The organism is Pseudomonas sp. S8, assembly GCF_050473925.1.
GTDB classification, from domain to species: domain Bacteria; phylum Pseudomonadota; class Gammaproteobacteria; order Pseudomonadales; family Pseudomonadaceae; genus Aquipseudomonas; species Aquipseudomonas parakoreensis.
Genome location: NZ_JBFDVZ010000016.1, coordinates 4,713,402 through 4,734,477, shown reverse-complemented (window position 1 = coordinate 4,734,477; position 21,076 = coordinate 4,713,402). Strand labels below are relative to the sequence as shown.

Sequence of the window (21,076 nt, the reverse complement as noted above, 5' to 3'; positions counted from 1 at the left end):
ATGAACAAGGAGTTCATACTTATGAAAGCAATTACTCTGGAAACCAACAAAATCGCAAACCTGGCTTTTCTGGTTGCGCCTAAAGCCCGCTAAGTAAACCGGAACGCTGGGGAGTGCCGGCACCCCAGCGTTCTTTCGACTACGCCCAGAGTGATGAATACAACATGTACATCAATCCTTATTTATTCATATTGCCGCGCTCGCCCGGACAAATAGTCTGGAACTACAAAGACCACACTCAACATGAACTGGACCTGAGCTACTCTTGTCGACTTGCACAACTAATCAATAATCCGGAACAGTTCGACAGACGCAACATAATAGACTCACAACTTCTAAACGCAGGCATATTAACCGTTGCAAAAATAGACAGTCCGCCATGGGGCTGGGACGAGCTGTCGAAGATTTATCATATTGGTACCCAGAACATTCCCTGCGAACAGACGCCCCAGAATATTCATGAGTGGTCCAGGCAATACCTGAACCATTGCAGTGCGGTGCTGACCACACCGGCACCCGCTCAAGATCGCTCGATACTTGAAGACGCACCTCGAATCGCCCTCCCCGCCTCTGCGGCCCTGACCGTCGCCAGCCTGGGTAATGTCCTGCGCTTGAGAAAAACCTGCCGCTCCTTTACTGGCGAAGCGATCACGCTCGGCGACGTCGGCACGCTGATGTATCTCACACTGGGTTTTCTTCACCATCGCGACCATGACCGCGACGAAAGCATCGCCGAAGGCCTCGGCGCCCGTCGCAGCAGTCCCTCCGGGGGTGGACTGAATGCCTGTGAAGGCTTTCTTCTGGCACGCAATATCGAGGGTCTTGAACCGGGCCTCTACGCCTATCACCCGGCAGAACACGCGCTCACCCGGGTCAACCCATTGCCCGAACCTGCGCTCGGCCATTTGCTGGCGGGCCAGCATTTCATCAATAACCTGCCTCTGGGCCTGTTCATCACCGCTCGTTTCGACAAGCTCTGGTGGAAGTATGAACACTCGCGCGCCTATCGCATGGCGTTCGTCGAGGCGGGTCATCTGTCGCAGACCTTTCAACTGGTGGCCACGGCGCTGGGCCTGGGAACGTGGCTGACCGGGGCATTCGCTGATCGGCAGGTCGAAGCCCTGCTCAAGCTCGAAGGCAGCGCTGAACAACCGTTGTTCTTTGTCGGCTGCGGTGCCAGCGACGGTCAGGCAATGTGTCAGGAAATGCGCGAGCTGTTGCTGGAGACGCGGACATGAACGTGCCATCCACGGATCTTCCCGAAGCGCCAACGTCCTGGGCGCTTCGATTCACCCTCGGCGACTGGAACAACCACGCTTCGGTACGCACCAGCCGGCACGACTACCAGTTGCCGGAAGACCTGCCGTTGCAACTGCAGACCCGCTTCTGGTTCCCGCCGGCCTTCCTGCCGTATCTGTCCCATCCGGCCATCGAAGCCGCAGGCAGCAAGGTCATGCATCGGCTGGCAGCCAGCCACCTGGTGCACTTCCTGGACTACACCACGCTGCTTGAACACCGCATCGTCAACCGCGCCGTGGAAACCATCGTCCACGGCGAGTTGCCCGCCTACATTCCTTCACGGATGAAAACCGCCGCGCTGCAACTGTATACCGACGAGGGTTATCACGCGCTGTTCTCCCATCATCTGGCCGAACAGATCGCCGAACTGCATGGTTTTACCGGTCGCCCGCAGATGCCGCTGCGCATCACTCGCCTGACCGGCCAGATTGCCCGAACGCCGGAGAGTAAACGCCCACTGGCATGGTTTCTGCTGGGTTTCGTCTCGGAAACCATCATTGCCCGGGAGCTGCTGGATGTGTGTCGGGAAACGCTGGTCAGCAGCGTGAATGACATGTTGCGCGATCACCTCGCTGACGAAGCGCGCCACAGCCGGTTTTTTTCCGAAGTCTTCCACTACCTCTGGTTGACCCTGAACAGCCGCCAGCGCGCCTTCGTTGCCAGAACCTTGCTGGAGACCCTGGCGACCTTCTTCGAAGTGGACGAGCAATGGCTGCACCAAAGTCTGCGCCGCGCCGGTATCGGCGAAGGTGCGATCAAGGAAATCCTCGACAGCCTGACCAACGAGCACGCCAGCCGCCAGCGTGCCAGATCCGGAGCCGTGGCCACACTTGCCGCACTCGAAAGGGCCGGATTTTTCGCGCTACCCAACAACCGCAAACTTTTCGCCAAGGCAGGACTGATCGATGCGTGAAGGAAGAAAGGCAGTCACAACCCGACAACGCCGCGGGGCGGTCAGTCTGCTGTTGGCCATGGTGCTGCTGGGTGTGTTTCCGCTGGATGTTCTGCTGCCTTCGTTCCCGGCGCTGGCCGAACACTTCGCCCGCACTCCAGCCGATATTGCCCTGTCGATCAGCCTGTTCGCCGTGGGCATTGCCTTTGCCCAACTGGTGATCGGGCCGTTGTCCGACGTCATCGGGCGCAAGGGACTTTTACTCGCCGGGATGGGAGTCTCGATCCTCGGCGCCATCGGTTGCGTGATGACCAGTCACTACACGCTGTTCATGACCTTTCGCATCGTGCAGGCCATCGGCTGCGGCTGTTTTGTCCTGTCGCAGGCGCTGGTACAGGATCTGTTCGATGGCAAGGAGCGCGATCGCCTGCGAATCCTGATGGTGACCGCCACCGGGATCTTCATCTCTCTGTCACCGCTGGCTGGCAGCTTCCTGCAAGCGACCCTGGGTTGGCGCGGAAGCTTCTGGCTGTTCATCGTTTTGGCGGCAGTGGTGTTGCTCAAAGCCTGGCTGTTTCTGGAGGGTGGGCGGCCAGCCGCCAAGGCTACACCGCTCAATTTTCTCAGCGCCTATCGACGGGTGCTCAGGGATTTCGAGTTCGTCGGCTATTGGCTGATCTCGGCTTTCGCGTTCGCCTGCCACTTCTCGTTCATCGTCATTTCGCCGTTGATCTTCATGGATCAATTGCAGCTGTCAGCCTACGACTTCTCACTGATCCTGCTGATCTACGGTGCGGCCTATGTTGCTGGCGGGATCGTCGCCACACTGCTGAGCCGGCGAATCTCGCCGGGAAAGCAAATGGTGGTGGGGCTGAGCCTGATCCTGCTGGCGGGGCTGGTGATGTTGTTCATGGCCAGGCACCTTGCGCTCTCAGCGACCACAGTGCTGATTCCGATGTTGATCTGCACCGCCGGCACCACTATCACACGCCCTGCAGCCACCTCGCGGGCCATGGGCCTGTTTCCCGAGAATGCCGGCACCTCGGCCTCCGCCGGCAGTACGATCATTTTCATTTGTGGTGGCTTGATCAGCGCCTTGATCAGCCTGAGCCCAAGCAACCTGCAAGCCACCCTTGGCTACTGTTTTGTTCTGCTCAGTTGCATCGCACTGGCATTGAACAAGCGGATCAGCCATCGCGCCAGCGTCATCGAAAACGGCGCCGTCACGCCCTCTGGCAGCGATTGAGCCTGCCAGTCGTCCTGCCACACGCACCGTCGGCACTGGAACAACGCTTTGCGCCATTCCCTCCGGGCGCCAGCGGTGTAGAATCGGCTGATTCATCGCCATTCATCCCCCGGCGGGTTTATGAGCTCAGGCTGAGGCAAGCGGCGATCCCGCAAAGTCATCGGCAACATCCAGGACACACGGCCATTTCTGAGTGTTCCAGACGTCAATAGAAGCTCACTCCCTTTTGATACCTGATTTAGCCGCCCGGAGTGCTCCATGCCAGATTACCGCTCGAAAACATCCACCCACGGCCGCAACATGGCCGGCGCCCGCGCACTGTGGCGCGCCACCGGGATGAAAGATGACGACTTCAAGAAGCCGATCATCGCCATTGCCAACTCCTTTACCCAGTTCGTGCCGGGCCACGTGCACCTCAAAGACCTCGGTCAACTGGTCGCTCGTGAGATCGAACGCGCCGGTGGCGTCGCGAAAGAATTCAATACCATCGCCGTGGATGATGGCATCGCCATGGGTCACGACGGCATGCTGTATTCGCTGCCGAGCCGCGAGATCATCGCCGACTCCGTCGAATACATGGTCAACGCCCACTGCGCCGACGCCATCGTCTGCATCTCCAACTGCGACAAGATCACCCCGGGCATGCTGATGGCCGCCCTGCGCCTGAACATTCCGGTGATCTTCGTTTCCGGCGGCCCGATGGAAGCCGGCAAGACCAAACTCGCTTCCCACGGCCTCGACCTCGTCGACGCCATGGTGATCGCCGCCGACTCCAGCGCTTCTGACGAGAAGGTTGCCGAGTACGAGCGCAGCGCCTGCCCGACCTGCGGTTCATGCTCCGGCATGTTCACCGCCAACTCGATGAACTGCCTGACTGAAGCCCTGGGCCTGGCATTGCCGGGCAACGGTTCGACCCTCGCGACCCACAGCGACCGCGAGCAGCTGTTCCTGCAGGCCGGCCGCACCATCGTCGAGCTGTGCAAGCGCTACTACGGCGAAAACGACGAGTCCGTGCTGCCGCGCAACATCGCCAACTTCAAGGCGTTCGAGAACGCGATGATGCTCGACATCGCCATGGGCGGTTCGACCAACACCATCCTGCACTTGCTGGCTGCGGCTCAGGAAGCCGAGATCGATTTCGACCTGCGCGACATCGACCGTCTCTCGCGCAGCGTGCCGCAACTGTGCAAGGTCGCGCCGAACATCCAGAAATACCACATGGAAGACGTGCACCGCGCCGGCGGCATCTTCAGCATCCTCGGTTCGCTGGCCCGTGGCGGCCTGCTGCACACCGACCTGCCGACCGTGCACAGCCGCAGCATGGAAGAAGCCATCGCCAAGTGGGACATCACCCAGACCACCGACGAAGCCGTGCATCACTTCTTCAAGGCCGGCCCGGCGGGCATCCCGACCCAGACCGCGTTCAGCCAGTCGACTCGTTGGGAAACCCTCGATGACGACCGTGAAAACGGCTGTATCCGCAGCTTCGAACACGCCTATTCGAAAGAAGGCGGCCTGGCCGTGCTGTACGGCAACATCGCTCTCGACGGTTGCGTGGTGAAAACCGCCGGCGTCGACGAGTCGATCCACGTCTTCGAAGGCAACGCGAAGATCTTCGAAAGCCAGGACAGCGCGGTGCGCGGCATCCTCGCCGACGAAGTGAAGGAAGGCGACATCGTCATCATTCGCTACGAAGGCCCGAAAGGCGGCCCGGGCATGCAGGAAATGCTCTACCCGACCTCGTACCTGAAGTCCAAAGGTCTGGGCAAAGCCTGTGCGTTGCTCACCGACGGTCGTTTCTCTGGCGGTACTTCCGGCCTGTCGATCGGCCACGCTTCGCCAGAGGCTGCGGCCGGTGGCGCGATCGGTCTGGTGCAGGACGGCGACAAAGTGCTGATCGACATTCCGAACCGCTCGATCAACCTGTTGGTCAGCGATGAAGAACTGGCTGCACGCCGGGTCGAGCAGGACAAGAAAGGCTGGAAACCGGTCGAACAGCGTCCACGCAAAGTGACCACCGCCCTGAAGGCCTACGCCCTGCTGGCGACCAGCGCCGACAAGGGTGCGGTGCGTAACAAGGCGATGCTCGACGGGCTGTAAGTTTTAGCCGTCGAATAAAAATGCCCCGCCAAGTGCGGGGCATTTTTTGCCTGATCGAATCAATGGGTGAACATGGGGGCCCCATCGCTGGCAAGCCAGCTCCCACAGGGATTTACGGTGTTCTCACCATTTGTGTTTCACCTTGGACACTGTGGGAGCTGGCTTGCCAGCGATGGGAGCGACCCGGTCTTACTGAATGTCCTCTGGCTTGACGATCACCCAGTTTTTGTCCGCCGTCACCGGCAACCCTTCCTTGGCCTGGGCCGCCGCGTGCTTGGCCATCATGCCGTTCAATTGAGTCATGTATTTGTCCTTGCGGTTGACCCACAAGTGAATGCCGCCCTTGGCTACATCCACATCGTGGAACAGCATGTAGCCGTCGCTGCTCGGGGTGTCGCCGCCCACCAGTACCGGTTTTTTCCACTCGTCGATGTAGGTCAGGATCGCCGCATGCTTGCCGGCCATCCAGGTCGCCGGGGTCCACAGGTACGGCGTCAGTTCGAGGCCGAGGTTGGCCTTCTCGTCATACTTGCCGGCGGTGATCTGTTTGCGCGCAGTGGTCAGTTCGCCGGTTTCGCGGTTCTTCAGCAGCGTGGTCACGCCGATCACGTTTTGCGGTTTGACGTTGTAGCCGTACTTCGGATCGGCCGCGACCATGCGTACCAGTTCTTCCGAGGCAGCGGTCATCACGTAGACCTCGATGCCATTCTCCATCAACTTGTTGTACAGCTCGGCCTGGCCGGTGAAGACTTTCGGCGGCTGCACATCGAGGTTCTTCACCACGTCGCCGTCGTAATAGGTCGCCGGCACCGGTTTGCCCGACGCCATCAGCTCATCGACGTAGCCTTTGAGTTCCTTGAGGGTAAAGCCGGAGAACACCTGCGCCACCCACGGGTAGCAGACCATGTCGTCGACTTCGCACAGGCGATAGTAGTAACTGAACAGGCTTTCCTTGTGGTCGGCGGTGTCCTTGAACGGCATCAGCTTCAGGGAGGGATCGAGTTTGTCGCGGGTGATCAGGCCCTTGTTTTCCATGAACGGCAGCAACGACTCTTCGAGGTCATAGCGGTAACTGGTGTTGTCCATGTCGAACACCGCGTAGTTACCTTTGTTGGCGTTGGCCGCGATCATCGCGTCCAGTGCCTTGGCCTGATCCGCCGGCCAGTGCTTCAGATCGGTGGCGAATGCGTGGGCGGCCAAGCCCAATCCAAGCACCACAGCGAGCATTTTCGGTGCGAACTTCATCGACGTTTTCTCCCTGACTGAAAGACATCGACGCTAACAAATAAGTGTGACAGTCCTCGTCTGTCAGCGACCGCTTACGTCTCCTCAACGCCAGTTGCATTGCCGAGAGCGACAAGCGCTTATTCCAAAAACGACGGACGACCTGCTATTTCGGTATTAATTCATTGGAAATCAAACTGTTAGGCTTGCCGGTTCGCAGTTGCCCCAGAAGGTGACTGGCACAAGTCTTATCGGAGTCTTCATGAATCTGCCGCTGATCCTCAATCTGCTGGTGTTCCTCGCCCTGCTCTTCGGTCTGGCGCAAACCCGCCACACGACGTGGAGCCTGGCGAAAAAAGTCCTGCTCGCACTGGTGCTGGGCGTGGCGTTCGGCGTGGCCCTGCACACCGTTTACGGTGCCGGCAATCCGGTGCTGAAAGCCTCGATCGGCTGGTTCGATCTGGTCGGCAACGGTTACGTGCAGTTGCTGCAAATGATCGTGATCCCGCTGGTGTTCGCTTCGATCCTCAGCGCGGTGGCACGTCTGCACAACGCGTCGTCGCTGGGCAAGATCAGCTTCCTGACCATCGGCACGCTGCTGTTCACCACCGCGATTGCGGCGCTGATCGGTATCGGCCTGACCAACCTGTTCGGCCTCACCGCCGAAGGCCTGGTCGCCGGTACTCAGGAAATGGCCCGTCTGCAAACCATCCAGACCGACTACGCTGGCAAGGTCGCCGACCTGAATGTGCCGCAGCTGCTGCTGTCGTTCATTCCGCAGAACCCGTTCGCCGACCTGGCCCGGGCCAAGCCGACCTCGATCATCAGCGTAGTGATCTTCGCGGCTTTCCTCGGGGTCGCGGCGCTGCAACTGCTCAAGGATGATGCCGAGAAAGGTCAGAAAGTGATCAACGCCATCGACACTTTGCAAGCCTGGGTGATGCGTCTGGTGCGTCTGGTGATGAAGCTGACCCCGTACGGCGTGCTGGCGCTGATGACCAAAGTGGTCGCCGGTTCCAACCTGCAAGACATCATCAAGCTCGGCAGTTTCGTCGTGGTTTCGTACCTCGGTCTGGGCCTGATGTTCGTGGTGCATGGCCTGCTGGTGTCAGCGGCCGGGATCAACCCGCTGCGGTTCTTCCGCAAGATCTGGCCGGTGCTGACGTTCGCGTTCACCAGCCGTTCCAGCGCGGCGAGTATTCCGCTGAGCATCGAAGCGCAGACCCGTCGTCTGGGCATTCCGCAGTCGATCGCCAGTTTCGCCGCCTCGTTCGGTGCGACCATCGGCCAGAACGGTTGCGCCGGCCTGTACCCGGCGATGCTCGCGGTGATGGTGGCGCCAACGGTCGGCATCAATCCGCTGGATCCGCTGTGGATCGCGACGCTGGTGGCAATTGTGACCCTGAGCTCGGCCGGTGTGGCCGGTGTGGGTGGCGGCGCGACGTTCGCCGCACTGATCGTGCTGCCGGCGATGGGTTTGCCGGTGTCACTGGTGGCGCTGCTGATTTCGGTTGAGCCGCTGATCGACATGGGCCGTACGGCGTTGAACGTGAGTGGTTCGATCACGGCCGGTGCGATTACCAGTCAGGTGATGCAGCAGACGGATAAAGCGCTGCTGGATGCGGATGAGCATGCGGAGCTTGCTCAGGCTTGATGTAAAGCAAGATCAAAAGATCGCAGGCTTCGCCAGCTCCTACAGGGGACATGCGTAAACCTTGTAGGAGCTGCCGCAGGCTGCGATCTTTTAGGCTTTTTCCCAGACTTCGAAGTTGTACGCGGGCTTGTCGCCCTCAGCCGGATTCGGCACGTTCGACACCAGCTTCCACTGGTTCAGGTCAAACTCCGGAAACCACGCATCCCCTTCCGGGCTCAGCGCCACACGGGTCAGATACAGACGATCGGCCTGCGCCAGCCCTTGCGCATACAACTGCGCGCCGCCAATCAGCATCAACTCATCGACGCCCTGCGCTTTCGCCCATTCCTCGGCACGCACCACCGCGGCTTCCAGCGACGGATACACCTCCGCGCCTTCCAACACCAAATCTGGCTGGCGGCTGACGACGATGTTCAAGCGCCCCGGCAGCGGACGACCGAGCGAATCCCAGGTCTTGCGGCCCATGATGATCGGCTTGCCGAGGGTCGTGGCCTTGAAGTATTTGAAGTCCCCCGGCAGGTGCCAGGGCATGCTGTTGTCGACGCCGATCACACGGTTTTCACCGAGGGCTGCGATCAGGCTGAGGGGGAGTGATTTAGTCATGCCGGCGAGGATACCAGAGCCTCGCTTGACCCGATAAGCGCCACAGCGGTTATGCTCACTGCTCAATCGAGCAACGGAATGGCGCGTGACTGAACTGACTCCCCTGCAAAACCTCTGGTTGACGGAAACCATCCGCCTGCGCGAAGAACACGCAGGTACCCTGGAGGATCTGGAAGCCAATCGACTGGCCCGCGCGGCCGGCGGCGATCTGCCGAGCCGTATTCAGCGCCGGGCGGCGTGGCTGGCCGAGCGCGACGGGCTGAGCACGGCACTCAAGCACTGGCTGCAGGGCGCGCGTCTGGCGCTGGTGCTGCTGGTGATTTTCGCGCTGCTGAGCGGCGCCGGACTGGCCTTCGCCGCACTGAGCCCGTCACCGGTGAATGTGTTCTGGGCCTTGGGCAGCCTGCTCGGGTTGAACCTGATTCTGCTACTGAGCTGGGCGCTGGGGCTGATCTTTGCCGGAGAACACGGCGCCACTCTCGGGCGCCTCTGGTTGTGGCTCAGCGAAAAATTCGCTCGCGATGCCAAAGCCGCGCAACTCGCGCCGGCCCTGCTACTGATGCTGCAACGCAAAAAACTCAATCGCTGGGCCCTCGGCACATTGGTCAATGGCCTGTGGTTGCTGGCGATGCTCAGCGCACTGGTGCTGCTGCTGATGCTGATGGCGACCCGGCGCTATGGCTTCATCTGGGAAACCACCATTCTCAGCGCCGACACCTTTATCAACCTGACCCAAGCCCTCGGCGCGCTGCCGGCGCTGCTCGGCTTCAACGTGCCGACCGTAGAGATGATCCGCGCCAGTGGCGACGCGGCGCTGGGTATCGAAAGCGCGCGACAGGCCTGGGCGACCTGGCTGGTTGGCGTGCTGGTGGTCTACGGCGTGCTGCCGCGTCTGCTGCTGACGCTGTTGTGTTTCTGGCGCTGGAATCGCGGCAAAGCCGCGCTGGCGCTGGACCTGAACCTGCCCGGTTACGCCCAGTTGCGTGAACGGCTGATGCCGACCAGCGAACGCCTCGGCATTAACGACGCGGCACCTGAGCAGTTGCATCGCGTCGAAAGCAGCGTCAGCGAACACGCCAGCGAGGGCGCCCTGCTGGTCGCCATCGAACTCGACGATCAACGCTCCTGGCCGCCAGCGCTGCCGAAAACCGTGAGCAACGCCGGAATCCTCGACAGCCGCGAATCGCGCAACAAACTCCTGGAGCAACTCAGCCGTTTCCCTCCGGCACGCCTGCTGATCGCCTGCGATCCACGGCGCTCGCCGGATCGCGGCAGCCTCGCGCTGATCGCCGAACTGGCGCGCAACGCCAGCGCCACCCGCGTCTGGCTGCTGCAAGCACCGCCCGGTGAAGCGCTGGACAGCGCCCGCCTGGGCGACTGGCACGTCGCGTTGCAACAACTGGAGCTGCCGTTCGCCGATTGCGCACCGATGAACTGGCTGGAGAACGGTCATGACTGATGCCCGCAAAGCCCCGCTGAAACTCGCGGTGGTCGGCCACACCAACGTCGGCAAGACCTCGCTGCTGCGTACACTGACCCGCGACGTCGGTTTCGGCGAAGTCTCGCACCGGCCCAGCACCACTCGACATGTCGAGGGTGCGCGGTTGTCGGTGGACGGCGAGCCGCTGCTCGATCTTTACGACACGCCGGGGCTGGAAGACGCCATTGCCCTGCTGGATTTTCTCGAGCGTCTGGAGCGCCCCGGCGAACGCCTCGACGGCCCGGCGCGACTGGCGCGGTTTCTCGACGGCAGTGAGGCGCGCCAGCGTTTCGAACAGGAGGCGAAAGTCCTGCGACAGCTACTCGCCTCTGACGCCGGTCTGTATGTGATCGACGCCCGCGAACCGGTGCTGGCCAAGTATCGTGACGAACTCGAAGTGCTGGCCAGTTGCGGCAAACCGCTGCTGCCGGTGCTGAATTTCGTCAGCAGCGCCAACCATCGCGAACCGGACTGGCGCGAAGCGTTGGCGCGGCTCGGCCTGCATGCGTTGGTGCGGTTCGACAGCGTTGCGCCGCCGGAAGATGGCGAGCGGCGCCTGTACGAAAGCCTCGCGCTGCTCTTGGAAAACGCCCGGCCGCAACTGGAACGCTTGATCGCCGATCAACAGGCCCAGCGCCTGGCGCGCCAGCAAAGTGCGGCACGCCTGATCGCCGAATTGCTGATCGATTGTGCGGCGTGCCGGCGCAGCGTGGTCAGCGACGCCGAGCAGGAACAGCAAGCCATCAGCGAACTGCGCAAAGCCGTGCGTCAGCGTGAACAGAAATGCGTCGAAGCGTTGCTCAAGCTCTATGCGTTTCGCCCGCAGGATGCGGCGGCCAGTGATCTGCCGTTGCTCGATGGGCGTTGGGGCGATGATCTGTTCAACCCGGAAACCCTGAAGCAACTCGGCGTGCGCGTGGGCGGCGGGATTGCTGCCGGTGCCGCAGCCGGGGCTGGCGTGGATTTGCTGGTCGGCGGAATCACCCTCGGCGCTGCGGCGTTGGCCGGTGCGATTGCCGGCGGCGCGCTACAGACTGCGCGCAGTTATGGCAGTCGCCTGCTGGGCAAGATCAAGGGCCAGCGCGAATTGACCGTGGATGACGGGGTGCTGCGGCTGTTGGCGTTGCGCCAGCGGCAGTTGCTGCTGGCGCTGGATCAGCGCGGGCATGCGGCGATGGACGCGGTTCAGGTCGCCACCCCGCAGGACAAGAGCTGGCGCGAAGGCAAGTTGCCGGATGCGCTGAGCAAGGCGCGGGCGCATCCGCAGTGGTCGTCGCTCAATCCGCATGCGAAGTTGAATCAAGCGGAGCGGCAGGAGCAGATTGAGTTTCTGGCTGCAGATTTGTAGCGCCCGGACTGACGCTATCGCTGGCAAGCCAGCTCCCACAGTGTTCTCGGTGAAACCTGTTTTTGTGACCAACCGAGATACCTGTGGGAGCTGGCTTGCCAGCGATGGCAGCCACTCGGTTCCAAGACCTAAGAAGACAAAAGACGCACCGCTTTCTCCTTAAACACCTGAAGGTCAATTACCGGTATATCCATCTCCTTGGCCAACTCATCCCACTGCCGCATGCGCAAACTCACGGCACACAACGGATCACGCTCGAACGCATCAGCCTCGGCCTCCGTCATCACCCCGCCCTGATACTCCAGCGTCCGGCGACTCGCTTCACTCAGGCGTTCGAAATACCCAGGCTCACGCAACGTCAGGTAACGCTTGGCCTCAACGTGATATTGCACCAGCCGCGCCAGGCGCTCGCTGAATCCGGCCTCACGCAAATAGTCCGCACCCAGGCGCTCATGGCTGACCACGCCATAGCCGCCCATGTTCTCGGCGCCCTCGGCACACAAATGGCCGATGTCATGGAAGAACGCCGCCAGCACCACTTCATCATCAAACCCTTCAGCCATAGCCAACTGCGCGGCCTGAGACATGTGCTCGATCTGCGACACCGGCTCGCCGATGTAGTCGCTGTTACCGAAGCGTTCGTACAAGTTGAATACCCGGGCGACAATTTGTGGGTGATCCATCAGATTTCCTCCAGCAACCGCGCGACATTGCGTTCGGCCAATGCCGGGCCGACGCTCATGCCGACGCCGGTGTGCATCAACGCCACACTCAGCCCCGGTGCCGGGCGCAGCAACGAAAACGGTCCCGGCCCCCGGGCACCGTAGACGCCCTGCCAGCGCTCGAGCACTTGCACCTTGCAGCCCAGCGTCTGTTCGGCCAGATCGAGCATCCAGTTGTCCACTTGCTCGGCATTGAACGGCGACGGATCGCTGCCGTAATGGTGCGAGTCGCCGATAATCAGCTCGCCATACGGCGTCGGGCTGATCAGCAGGTGAATGCCGTTGTCGTGCAGGTGCGGCTGTTCACGCAGGATCTGCGCCTGCACCACCGCCGCTTGCGGCAGGTCGGCGAAAGCGCCGTAGTGCACGCAGCTCAAACCGGTGAGCAGGGCGTGTTGCAGATTCAGCTCGACTTGCGGTTTGGCGCGGAGCATTTGCAGGCGGCAGATCTGCGGATCGAGCGCGGCAATCGGCTCGGCCAGCAGGGTCTGATAATCGTGGCCGGAGCAGACGATGATCTGCTTCGTCGTGAAACTGCCGGCGGTGCTGTGCAGGCGCCCGGGTTCGACGTCGCGCACCAGCGTCGAGAAGTGAAACTCGACGCCGAGGTCGCGGCGCAGGTAGTCGATCAGCGCGGGGATTGCTTCGCGCGAGTACAGCTGTTGATCGTCCAGGCCGTGCAATGCAGCACGGTGGTGACTGAACTGGCCGTGGTACAGATCACGCAGTGCGGCGCCACGCAGCAAGGCCACGTTGTAACCGTGCTCCACGGCGCGACCGTTGCAGAAAGCTTCGAGCACGTGTTCTTCGGCTTCGCTGCGGGCGAACAGGTACGAGCCGTTGCGCTTGATGTGCAGACCGGCGAGTTGCGCCCAGTCGCCCCAGATCTCGCGGCTGGCCTTGGCCAGTTCGAGCATCTGGCCCGGCGGCTGGCCGGTGACCAGCGCCTGACCGAAGTTGCGCACCGAAGCGCCGAGGGGCGTGGCGGTGCGTTCGAAAACGCTGACCTTGAGGCCGCGTTTGGCGGCGGCGTAAGCGTGGGACAGGCCGAGGATGCCGGCGCCGACGATCAACAGATCTTTGTGTTGGGTCATTTAGAGGTGTCCTGAATGAGAGACCGTCATCGCTGGCAAGCCAGCTCCCACAGGTATCGAGGTGTTCACAAAATTCGTGTTCACCGCAAAACCTTGTGGGAGCTGGCTTGCCAGCGATGAGGCTCTGTCAGTCGATAAGATCTTACTTGGCAGCTACTTTCTCGGACTTGCCGTCATAGCGCTTGCGCCATTCGGTAAGGATCTCGTCGCGATTCTTCGAGGCCCAGGCGAAGTCGTTCTTGATCAGGCGCTGCTCGTAGTCGGCCGGCAGTTCGGTCTGCGGCTTGGCGATGCCCGGCTGCGCAAGAACCGCGAAGTTCTCCTTGTACAGATCCATCGCCTCGGCGCTGGTGGAGAAGTCCGCGAGTTTTTTCGCCGCGTCTTCATGCGGCGTGCCTTTGATCACCGCAGTCGCTTCGATCTCCCAGCCCAGGCCTTCTTTCGGCAGGATGATGTCCAGCGGCGCGCCCTGGCGTTTCAGCTGTACCGCCGGGTATTCGAAGGAAATGCCGATCGGGAACTCACCCGCAGCAGCCAGTTTGCACGGCTTGGAACCGGAGTGAACATACTGGCCGATGTTCTGGTGCAGACCGTCCATGTAGGCCCAGCCCTGTTTCTCGCCGAAGGTTTGCAGCCATGCGCTGACGTCGAGGAAACCGGTGCCGGAGGATGCCGGGTTCGGCATGACGATCTTGCCCTTGTACTCAGGCTTGGTCAGATCCTGCCAGCTCACCGGTTTACTCAGTCCCTGCTTCTCGGCTTCGACGGTATTGAAGCAGATGGTCGCGGCCCACACGTCCATCCCGACCCAGGCTGGCGGGTTGGCGGCGTCGCGGTAGTTCGCGCCGATCTTGCCCAGATCCTTCGGCGCGTAGCTTTGCAGCATGCCCTGCTGATCGAGGATCGCCAGGCTCGAAGCGGCCAGGCCCCACACCGCGTCAGCCTGTGGACGGGCCTTTTCGGCCAGCAGCTTGGCGGTGATGATCCCGGTGGAGTCGCGCACCCACTTGATCTCGACGTCCGGGTTGGCCTTTTCGAACGCAGCCTTGTAGGCGGTCAGTTGTTCGGCTTCGAGGGCGGTGTACACCGTCAACTCGGTTTTTGCCGCGAAGGCATTCAGGCTGAAAGTAGCGAGCACAGCAGCGGCCAGGGCCATAGGCTTGAACATGATCGTTTTCCTGTCTTGAGTTGAGGTTGGGAAAATCAGTGACCGGGCGCGGTTTGCCGCCAGGCCTGGGAACGGCGCAACAAGCCGCGCGAAGCCCACGCCAGCAGCAAGGACACGCCCGCCGAGGTGAACAGAATCAGGGTCGACATCGCTGCCGCGCCGCCGACGTTGCCAGCGTCGTCCATGTTCAACACCGCCACCGCCGCGAGGATGGTGTCGGGGCTGTAGAGGAAGATCGCTGCGGAAACCGTGGTCATCGCCGAGACGAACAGGTAGCGCACGATGTCCAGCAGCGCCGGCAGGCAGATCGGCACGGTGACGCGCAGGTAGTGGCGGTACAGCGGCGCCTTGAGCGACAGCGCGGCGGCCTCGAACTCGGCGTCGAGCTGGCGCAGCGCGGTGGTCGCGGTCATTTGTGCGGTGGTCAGATAGTGAGCAATGGTGCAGACGATCAGCAGGGTCATCGTGCCGTACAGCACGTGCAGCGGGTTGCCGCTGAGGTTGAAGAAGAAGACGTAACCCAGACCGAGCACCAGCCCCGGCACTGCCATCGGCACGAAACTGAGCATGCGCAACGTCAGGTTGAGGCCGCGTTGGCTGCGGGTTTTCTCCATCAGGTAAGCGCCAGTGAAGATCAGCACGCTGCCAATCAGCGCCGTGCCCAGCGCCATCTTCAAGCTGTTGCTGTACGCAAGCCAGCCACCGCCGGCGGTCTCGTTGAACTGATAGTGATTGAGCGACAGCGACAGGTTGTACGGCCAGAACTTCACCAGCGAGGAAAACACTGCCATGCCGAACACCAGCAGCAACGCCGCACTGATCAACAAAACAATCGCCAGATAGCAGCCATCACGCAACTTCGACGGCGTCGGTTTGAACACTTGTGCACGGCCACTCATGGAATCGCCGTGACGCCGACGCAACCAGGCATCGACGCCGAAGCTGAACAGCGCCGGCAGCAACAGCACCATGCCGATCAACGCACCGCGGCCGAATTGCTGCTGGCCGACCACGGCTTTGTAGGCCTCCAGCGCCAGCACTTGATAGTCGCCACCGACCACCACCGGCACGCCGAAATCGGTGATGGTCAGGGTGAACACCAGACAGAACGCGGCGAATACCGCTTGCCGGGTCGCCGGCCAGGTGATGCTGCGAAAGGCTTTCGCCGGACTGGCACCCATGCTCGACGCCGCATCGAACAGCCGCGCATCGGCCAGCGTCAACGCCGACAGCAGAATCATCAACGCATGGGGAAAGGTGTAGATCACCTCGCCCAACACAATGCCCCAGAACCCGTAGATGTTGTCCGAGAGCAGTCCACGCAACATGCCTTGGTTGCCGAACAGATAAACCAGTGCGATACCCGGCAGCATCGACGGCGCCATCAACGGCAGCAGGGAGATCCCGCGCCAGAGGCCCTTGGCCGGAATCAGAGTGCGCTGCAGAGCGTAGGCAAACAGGTAGGCCAGCGGGACGACGATGGCCGCGACGCTGAGGGAAACCTTCAGGCTGTTGCCGAGCAGCCAGTGGAAATTCTCGCTGTTCACCAATTCCTTCGCAGCGAGCCAGCCACCGCCCTGCCCGGCCTCGCTGCTGAAGCCGCGCCAGAAGATCGCCAGCAACGGCAGCAAAACCGCGACACCAAGCAGCAACAACAGCACGAGTTTGCCGCCGAGGACGAAGATCCGGTCACCGACCTCGGCCCCGGACACTCGCCGCGCCTGCTTGTGCGGTAGCGGCAGTGCGATGTTCGCGCTCATCAGGCAAACACCTGCAGGCTGCGCGGTGGCAAGGCGACCATGATCTGCTGGGCGCCGAGGCGCGGCATGGCTTCCGGCGCCAGTTCGGCGAGCAGAGCGTGGCCCGGCAGTTGATCGAGTTCGAAGCTCATGCGGCAGCGATTGCCGAGGAACGTGATCTCGCGAACCTTGGCCGGGAACAGGTTTTCTTCGTGCACCAGCGGATTGACGTTGATCGCTTCCGGACGGCAGAACAGTCGGCCCGAAGCGCCGCTCACGCTGCCATCCGCCAGACGCACATCCATCCCGCCAACCCGGGCGTGACTGGCGCTGCTGCGCTGGAACGGCAGCCAGTTGCCCTGCCCGACGAACTCGGCCACGAACGGCGTGGCCGGGCGGTTATAGATGTCCTGCGGGGTGGCGTACTGCTCGACCCGACCGTTGTTCATCACGGCGATGCGGTCGGCCATCAGCATGGCTTCGTCCTGATTGTGGGTGACCATCAGGGTGGTGATGCCGAGGTTGCGCTGCAATTGGCGCAGTTCGGTGCACAGATGCTCGCGGACGCGGGCGTCCAGCGCCGACATCGGCTCATCAAGCAATAACAGCGACGGCGCCGGGGCCAGGGCGCGAGCCAGCGCGACTCGCTGTTGCTGACCGCCGGACAACTGGCCTGGGTACTTTTTCTCACTGCCGCTGAGGCCGACCAGCTCCAGCATCTGCCCGACGCGACGGCGTACTTCGTCACGACCACTGCCGGCGAGGCCGTAGGCAATGTTCGCTTCGACGGTCAGATTGGGGAACAGCGCGTAGGACTGGAACAGGATCCCGTAATCCCGGGCCTGCGGCGCAAGGTGCGAGACGTCGCGGTCGCCGAGGTACAACTCGCCGCTGTCCTGCTTCTCCAGCCCGGCGATGCAGCGCAACAGCGTGGTCTTGCCGCAGCCCGACGGGCCGAGCAGGCACACCAGCTCACCGGCGGCGACGTCGAGGGAGACGTTATCCAGTGCGGTGAAGGCGCCGAAGCGTTTCTGCACGCCGCGCACTCTCATCGGCGCACCGGGATTGGTCAGGGCAGTTGCGATGGCAGGATTCATGGACAGACCTCATCAAGCAGATGGGGCCAATCCTAGAGTTGTAATGCGTCCGTCATGTGGCAGTGAGGCAAAAACGGCCGATAGTGGTATTCGGGGATTTTGGTTGAAAGTCAAAAGATCGCAGCCTTCGGCAGCTCCTACAGGGTACGCATTCCAACGTAGGAGCTGCCGAAGGCTGCGATCTTTTGATATTCAGGCCGGGGACATTTCCTGAGCCAAGCCGAGGAAGGCCGCCGGCAACCGCGCACCCTTGCGCTCCTTGAGGCAATACAGGTACTCGGGAATCTGCGGCGCATTCTCGATGGTCAGCACGCGCAACTGCGGATCATGCGGCACTTCCTGGCGGGCAATGATGCTGATGCCGATATTGCGCAGCACCGCCTCGCGGATCGACTCACGGCTGCCGATCTCCAGCAACGGGCCAAAACTGACCCCGGCGCTTTCCAGCAACTCCTCGGTCAAACGGCGGGTGGTCGAACCCGACTCGCGCATCAGCAAGGTATGCCCGGCCAGCGCACTCAACGCCACATGCTCCTGCGCCGCCAGCGGATGATTGCGATGCACCGCCAGCACCAGCGGATCGCTACCCAATACCCGGCGAATCAACCGCGCATCCTCAAGCAACTGCGACGACGCCGCGACATCGACCCGGTAATCCTCCAGCGCTTCGAGCACCTGCTGCGAGTTGCCGATTTCCACCGACACTTCCACCTGCGGCAGACGCTCGCGGAAGGTCTTCACCAGATCGAGGATGTAATACGGCGCAGTGGCAGCGATGCGCAACGTGCCCTGCACCTGACCGCTGTTGCGCAGGAAGAACTCGATGTCGGCCTCCTGCTGCAACAGCGTCTTGACCATCGGCAGCAACCGCGCGCCTTCGTCGCTGACACTCAAACGACGGCCGCCACGGTAGAACAGCTCCACCGAATACTGGCTTTCCAGATTGCGAATCTGCGTGGTCACGGTGGGTTGGCTGAGGCCGAGCTTTTTCGCCGCCAGCGTAATGCTGCCCAGGCGGGCGACCATATAAAACGCTTTCAGCTCGGCACTCAGCACAACCATCCCTCATCGTTTATTTACGCAGCAGGCGCAAACCGTTGAACACCACCAGCAGGCTCACGCCCATGTCGGCAAACACCGCCATCCACATGGTGGCGAGTCCGGCGAAGGTTACCGCAAGAAAGATAGCCTTGATCACCAGGGCCAAGGCGATGTTCTGTTTCAGGATGCTCGCGGTGTCGCGCGACAGGCTGATGAACGCGGGGATCTTGCGCAGATCGTCGTCCATCAGGGCGACATCGGCGGTTTCAATCGCGGTGTCGGTGCCGGCGGCCGCCATGGCGAAACCGATCTCGGCGCGGGCCAGTGCCGGGGCGTCGTTGATGCCGTCGCCAACCATGCCGACCCGATGCCCCTGTGCATAAAGCTCTTCGATAGCCTGCAGCTTGTCGGTCGGCAGCAAGTCGCCCTTGGCCTGATCGATACCGACCTGCGCGGCAATCGCCTGCGCGGTGTGAACGTTGTCGCCGGTCAGCATCAAGGTTTTCACGCCCAGTGCGTGCAACTGGCGGATCGCTTCGCGACTGGATTCCTTGACTGTGTCGGCCACGGCGAACAGCGCCAGCGGACCAGAACTGTCGAGCAGCAACACCACGGATTTGCCCTGTTTCTCCAGCGCAAACAGCTTCTCTTCGAGTTGCGGCGAGCACAGGCCCAGCTCCTCGACCAGACGGTGGTTGCCCAAGTGATAGGTCTGGCCGTTGACCTGGCCCTTCACGCCACGACCGGCCAGCGCTTCGAAGTTATCCACACTCAGCACGGCGAGGTTTTTATCCACAGCCGCATTGGCGATCGCCAGCGACACCGGGTGATCGGAGCGCCCGGCCAGCGCGGCGGCAATCGCCGGAGCGCTGGCGTCAGCGGTCGGGTTGAGCGACAGGTAATCGGTCTGCACCGGTTTGCCGTGGGTGATGGTGCCGGTCTTGTCCAGCGCCAGATAATCGAGCTTGAAACCGCCCTCCAGATAAACGCCGCCCTTGACCAGAATCCCTTTGCGCGCCGCCGCCGCGAGGCCGCTGACGATGGTCACCGGGGTGGAGATCACCAGTGCGCACGGGCAGGCCACCACCAGCAACACCAGCGCACGGTAGATCCAGTCGAACCACACCGCGCCCATGAACAGCGGCGGAATGATCGCCACGGCCAGCGCCAGCACGAACACCACCGGGGTGTAGATTTTCGAGAATTGATCGACGAAGCGTTGGGTCGGAGCGCGCGCACCCTGCGCCTGCTCGACGGCGTGGATGATCCGCGCCAGGGTCGAGTTGTTCGCTGCCGCAGTCACCGTGTACTCCAGCGAGCCGGCCTGGTTGATGGTGCCGGCGAAGACTTTATCGCCGATGGTTTTCTCCACCGGCAAGCTTTCGCCGGTGATCGGCGCCTGATCGATGGTCGAGCTGCCGCTGACGACTTCGCCGTCCAGGGCGATGCGCTCGCCGGGTTTTACCCGTACACGGGCGCCGAGTTCGACGCTTTTGACCTCTTGTTCGATCCAGTTGCCATCGGCCTGCTGCACCGTGGCTTGTTCCGGGGTCATTTGCATCAGGCCGCTGATGGCGTTGCGCGCACGATCCAGCGAGCGCGCTTCGATCAGCTCGGCCACGGTGAACAGGAACATCACCATTGCCGCTTCCGGCCACTGCCCGATCAACACCGCACCGGTCACCGCGATGCTCATCAGCGCATTGATGTTGAGGTTACGGTTCTTCAGGGCGATCCAGCCCTTTTTATAGGTGGTCAGGCCGCCGCTGAGGATCGACACCAGCGCAATGATCGCCACCACCCAGGTCGGCGCGGCGTTGGTGAAGTGAATCACTTCGGCGGCGAGCGCACCGAAACCGGACAGCGCCAACGGCCACCAGTGTTTTTTTACCGGCGCTGGGGTCGGGGCTTCGTCGCCCGCCTCCAGCGGCTCGGCGTGCATGCCCAGCGAGGTGATCGCCTCGGTGATCGGCGCGGTGTCCGGCAGATTGTGGGTCACGCCGAGCACGCGGTTGATCAGGTTGAATTCCAGTTGCTGCACACCGGCCAGTTTGCCGAGTTTGTTCTGGATAAGCGTCTGCTCGGTCGGGCAGTCCATCGCTTCGATGCGGAAGCTGCTCAGTCGGGCGTCAGCACTGGTTTTCTCGCTCAGTTGCACCAACGCAGGCGCAGCAGCTGTCGACGAGCAGCAAGAATCTTCGTGCGAATGAACCGGTGCCGGTGCTGCGGCTTTCGACCCGCAGCAGGAATCGCCGCCATGTTCGTGCTTATGCAAAGGCTGCAATTTATGGCTGTGGCTATGATCGTGCCCGTCGCCGGGCTTGTGGGTGTGCTGGGAATCGCTCATTGGTCGCGTCCATGAAGGTGCC

The 21,076-nt window shown here is 61.9% G+C and carries 16 protein-coding genes; 7 read left to right on the top strand and 9 right to left on the bottom strand.

Going from position 1 to position 21,076, the window contains the following annotated elements:
- Window positions 1-164 precede the first annotated feature (164 nt).
- The 4 genes from AB1J88_RS22435 (at window position 165) to ilvD (ending at window position 5,537) form a co-directional block, all read left to right on the top strand.
- Complete coding sequence (locus AB1J88_RS22435; protein ID WP_430292007.1) at window positions 165-1,238, top strand: SagB family peptide dehydrogenase; 1,074 nt, start codon at window positions 165-167, stop codon at window positions 1,236-1,238.
- Window positions 1,235-2,212, top strand: a complete 978-nt coding sequence (locus tag AB1J88_RS22430; RefSeq protein WP_430292006.1) for a diiron oxygenase — start codon at window positions 1,235-1,237, stop codon at window positions 2,210-2,212. The genes AB1J88_RS22435 and AB1J88_RS22430 overlap by 4 nt, the downstream gene beginning before the upstream one ends.
- Window positions 2,205-3,437, top strand: coding sequence for a multidrug effflux MFS transporter (locus tag AB1J88_RS22425; protein WP_430292005.1), 1,233 nt, complete (start codon window positions 2,205-2,207; stop codon window positions 3,435-3,437). The genes AB1J88_RS22430 and AB1J88_RS22425 overlap by 8 nt, the downstream gene beginning before the upstream one ends.
- Before the next feature lie 258 nt (window positions 3,438-3,695).
- Complete coding sequence (ilvD, locus tag AB1J88_RS22420; RefSeq protein ID WP_007964170.1) at window positions 3,696-5,537, top strand: dihydroxy-acid dehydratase; 1,842 nt, start codon at window positions 3,696-3,698, stop codon at window positions 5,535-5,537.
- Between the two features lie 189 nt (window positions 5,538-5,726).
- Here the strand turns inward: ilvD and AB1J88_RS22415 are convergent, their stop codons facing one another.
- Window positions 5,727-6,782: a haloacid dehalogenase-like hydrolase gene (locus tag AB1J88_RS22415; RefSeq protein ID WP_430292004.1), complete on the bottom strand. Its 1,056-nt coding sequence runs from the start codon at window positions 6,780-6,782 to the stop codon at window positions 5,727-5,729.
- Between the two features lie 241 nt (window positions 6,783-7,023).
- On the opposite strand from AB1J88_RS22415, the gene AB1J88_RS22410 reads away from it, so the two are divergent.
- Entirely contained in the window at window positions 7,024-8,415 is a 1,392-nt protein-coding gene (locus AB1J88_RS22410) for an L-cystine transporter (RefSeq protein ID WP_097088937.1), read from the top strand.
- A gap of 90 nt (window positions 8,416-8,505) precedes the next feature.
- Here the strand turns inward: AB1J88_RS22410 and AB1J88_RS22405 are convergent, their stop codons facing one another.
- The gene (locus AB1J88_RS22405; protein ID WP_102354912.1) at window positions 8,506-9,018 is read right to left on the bottom strand and encodes a dihydrofolate reductase; all 513 of its coding nucleotides are present in this window, start codon (window positions 9,016-9,018) and stop codon (window positions 8,506-8,508) included.
- An 85-nt stretch (window positions 9,019-9,103) separates the two neighbouring features.
- Between AB1J88_RS22405 and AB1J88_RS22400 the strand changes: the two genes are divergently transcribed.
- On the top strand, window positions 9,104-10,477 hold the full coding sequence (locus AB1J88_RS22400; RefSeq protein ID WP_430292003.1) for a DUF2868 domain-containing protein: 1,374 nt from the start codon (window positions 9,104-9,106) through the stop codon (window positions 10,475-10,477).
- Window positions 10,470-11,846, top strand: coding sequence for a GTPase/DUF3482 domain-containing protein (locus AB1J88_RS22395; RefSeq protein WP_430292002.1), 1,377 nt, complete (start codon window positions 10,470-10,472; stop codon window positions 11,844-11,846). The genes AB1J88_RS22400 and AB1J88_RS22395 overlap by 8 nt, the downstream gene beginning before the upstream one ends.
- Before the next feature lie 128 nt (window positions 11,847-11,974).
- Here the strand turns inward: AB1J88_RS22395 and AB1J88_RS22390 are convergent, their stop codons facing one another.
- The 7 genes from AB1J88_RS22390 to AB1J88_RS22360 all read right to left on the bottom strand — a co-directional run bounded on the left by AB1J88_RS22390 (window position 11,975) and on the right by AB1J88_RS22360 (window position 21,054).
- Entirely contained in the window at window positions 11,975-12,529 is a 555-nt protein-coding gene (locus AB1J88_RS22390) for a phosphonate degradation HD-domain oxygenase (protein WP_430292001.1), read from the bottom strand.
- A complete protein-coding gene (locus AB1J88_RS22385; protein WP_430292000.1) occupies window positions 12,529-13,662 on the bottom strand; it encodes a TIGR03364 family FAD-dependent oxidoreductase in 1,134 nt (377 codons plus the stop codon). The genes AB1J88_RS22390 and AB1J88_RS22385 overlap by 1 nt, the downstream gene beginning before the upstream one ends.
- Before the next feature lie 142 nt (window positions 13,663-13,804).
- Window positions 13,805-14,830 (bottom strand): putative 2-aminoethylphosphonate ABC transporter substrate-binding protein, encoded by a 1,026-nt coding sequence (locus AB1J88_RS22380; RefSeq protein WP_430291999.1) that lies wholly within the window; start codon window positions 14,828-14,830, stop codon window positions 13,805-13,807.
- 35 nt (window positions 14,831-14,865) lie between these two features.
- On the bottom strand, window positions 14,866-16,590 hold the full coding sequence (locus tag AB1J88_RS22375) for a putative 2-aminoethylphosphonate ABC transporter permease subunit (RefSeq protein ID WP_430291998.1): 1,725 nt from the start codon (window positions 16,588-16,590) through the stop codon (window positions 14,866-14,868).
- Complete coding sequence (locus AB1J88_RS22370) at window positions 16,590-17,666, bottom strand: putative 2-aminoethylphosphonate ABC transporter ATP-binding protein (protein ID WP_430291997.1); 1,077 nt, start codon at window positions 17,664-17,666, stop codon at window positions 16,590-16,592. Before AB1J88_RS22370 ends, AB1J88_RS22375 begins: the two co-directional genes overlap by 1 nt.
- A gap of 192 nt (window positions 17,667-17,858) precedes the next feature.
- Window positions 17,859-18,722: a LysR family transcriptional regulator gene (locus AB1J88_RS22365; protein ID WP_098968462.1), complete on the bottom strand. Its 864-nt coding sequence runs from the start codon at window positions 18,720-18,722 to the stop codon at window positions 17,859-17,861.
- 16 nt (window positions 18,723-18,738) lie between these two features.
- A complete protein-coding gene (locus AB1J88_RS22360; RefSeq protein ID WP_430291996.1) occupies window positions 18,739-21,054 on the bottom strand; it encodes a heavy metal translocating P-type ATPase in 2,316 nt (771 codons plus the stop codon).
- Between the last annotated feature and the right edge of the window lie 22 nt (window positions 21,055-21,076).

What these genes read in the sequence shown, in the direction of transcription:
- AB1J88_RS22435 (WP_430292007.1), top strand. Translation starts at nt 165, where the DNA reads ATGTACATCAATCCTTATTTATTCATATTGCCGCGCTCGCCCGGACAA.
- AB1J88_RS22430 (WP_430292006.1), top strand. Translation starts at nt 1,235, where the DNA reads ATGAACGTGCCATCCACGGATCTTCCCGAAGCGCCAACGTCCTGGGCG.
- AB1J88_RS22425 (WP_430292005.1), top strand. Translation starts at nt 2,205, where the DNA reads ATGCGTGAAGGAAGAAAGGCAGTCACAACCCGACAACGCCGCGGGGCG.
- ilvD (WP_007964170.1), top strand. Translation starts at nt 3,696, where the DNA reads ATGCCAGATTACCGCTCGAAAACATCCACCCACGGCCGCAACATGGCC.
- AB1J88_RS22415 (WP_430292004.1), bottom strand. Translation starts at nt 6,782, where the DNA reads ATGAAGTTCGCACCGAAAATGCTCGCTGTGGTGCTTGGATTGGGCTTG.
- AB1J88_RS22410 (WP_097088937.1), top strand. Translation starts at nt 7,024, where the DNA reads ATGAATCTGCCGCTGATCCTCAATCTGCTGGTGTTCCTCGCCCTGCTC.
- AB1J88_RS22405 (WP_102354912.1), bottom strand. Translation starts at nt 9,018, where the DNA reads ATGACTAAATCACTCCCCCTCAGCCTGATCGCAGCCCTCGGTGAAAAC.
- AB1J88_RS22395 (WP_430292002.1), top strand. Translation starts at nt 10,470, where the DNA reads ATGACTGATGCCCGCAAAGCCCCGCTGAAACTCGCGGTGGTCGGCCAC.
- AB1J88_RS22390 (WP_430292001.1), bottom strand. Translation starts at nt 12,529, where the DNA reads ATGGATCACCCACAAATTGTCGCCCGGGTATTCAACTTGTACGAACGC.
- AB1J88_RS22385 (WP_430292000.1), bottom strand. Translation starts at nt 13,662, where the DNA reads ATGACCCAACACAAAGATCTGTTGATCGTCGGCGCCGGCATCCTCGGC.
- AB1J88_RS22380 (WP_430291999.1), bottom strand. Translation starts at nt 14,830, where the DNA reads ATGTTCAAGCCTATGGCCCTGGCCGCTGCTGTGCTCGCTACTTTCAGC.
- AB1J88_RS22375 (WP_430291998.1), bottom strand. Translation starts at nt 16,590, where the DNA reads ATGAGCGCGAACATCGCACTGCCGCTACCGCACAAGCAGGCGCGGCGA.
- AB1J88_RS22370 (WP_430291997.1), bottom strand. Translation starts at nt 17,666, where the DNA reads ATGAATCCTGCCATCGCAACTGCCCTGACCAATCCCGGTGCGCCGATG.
- AB1J88_RS22360 (WP_430291996.1), bottom strand. Translation starts at nt 21,054, where the DNA reads ATGAGCGATTCCCAGCACACCCACAAGCCCGGCGACGGGCACGATCAT.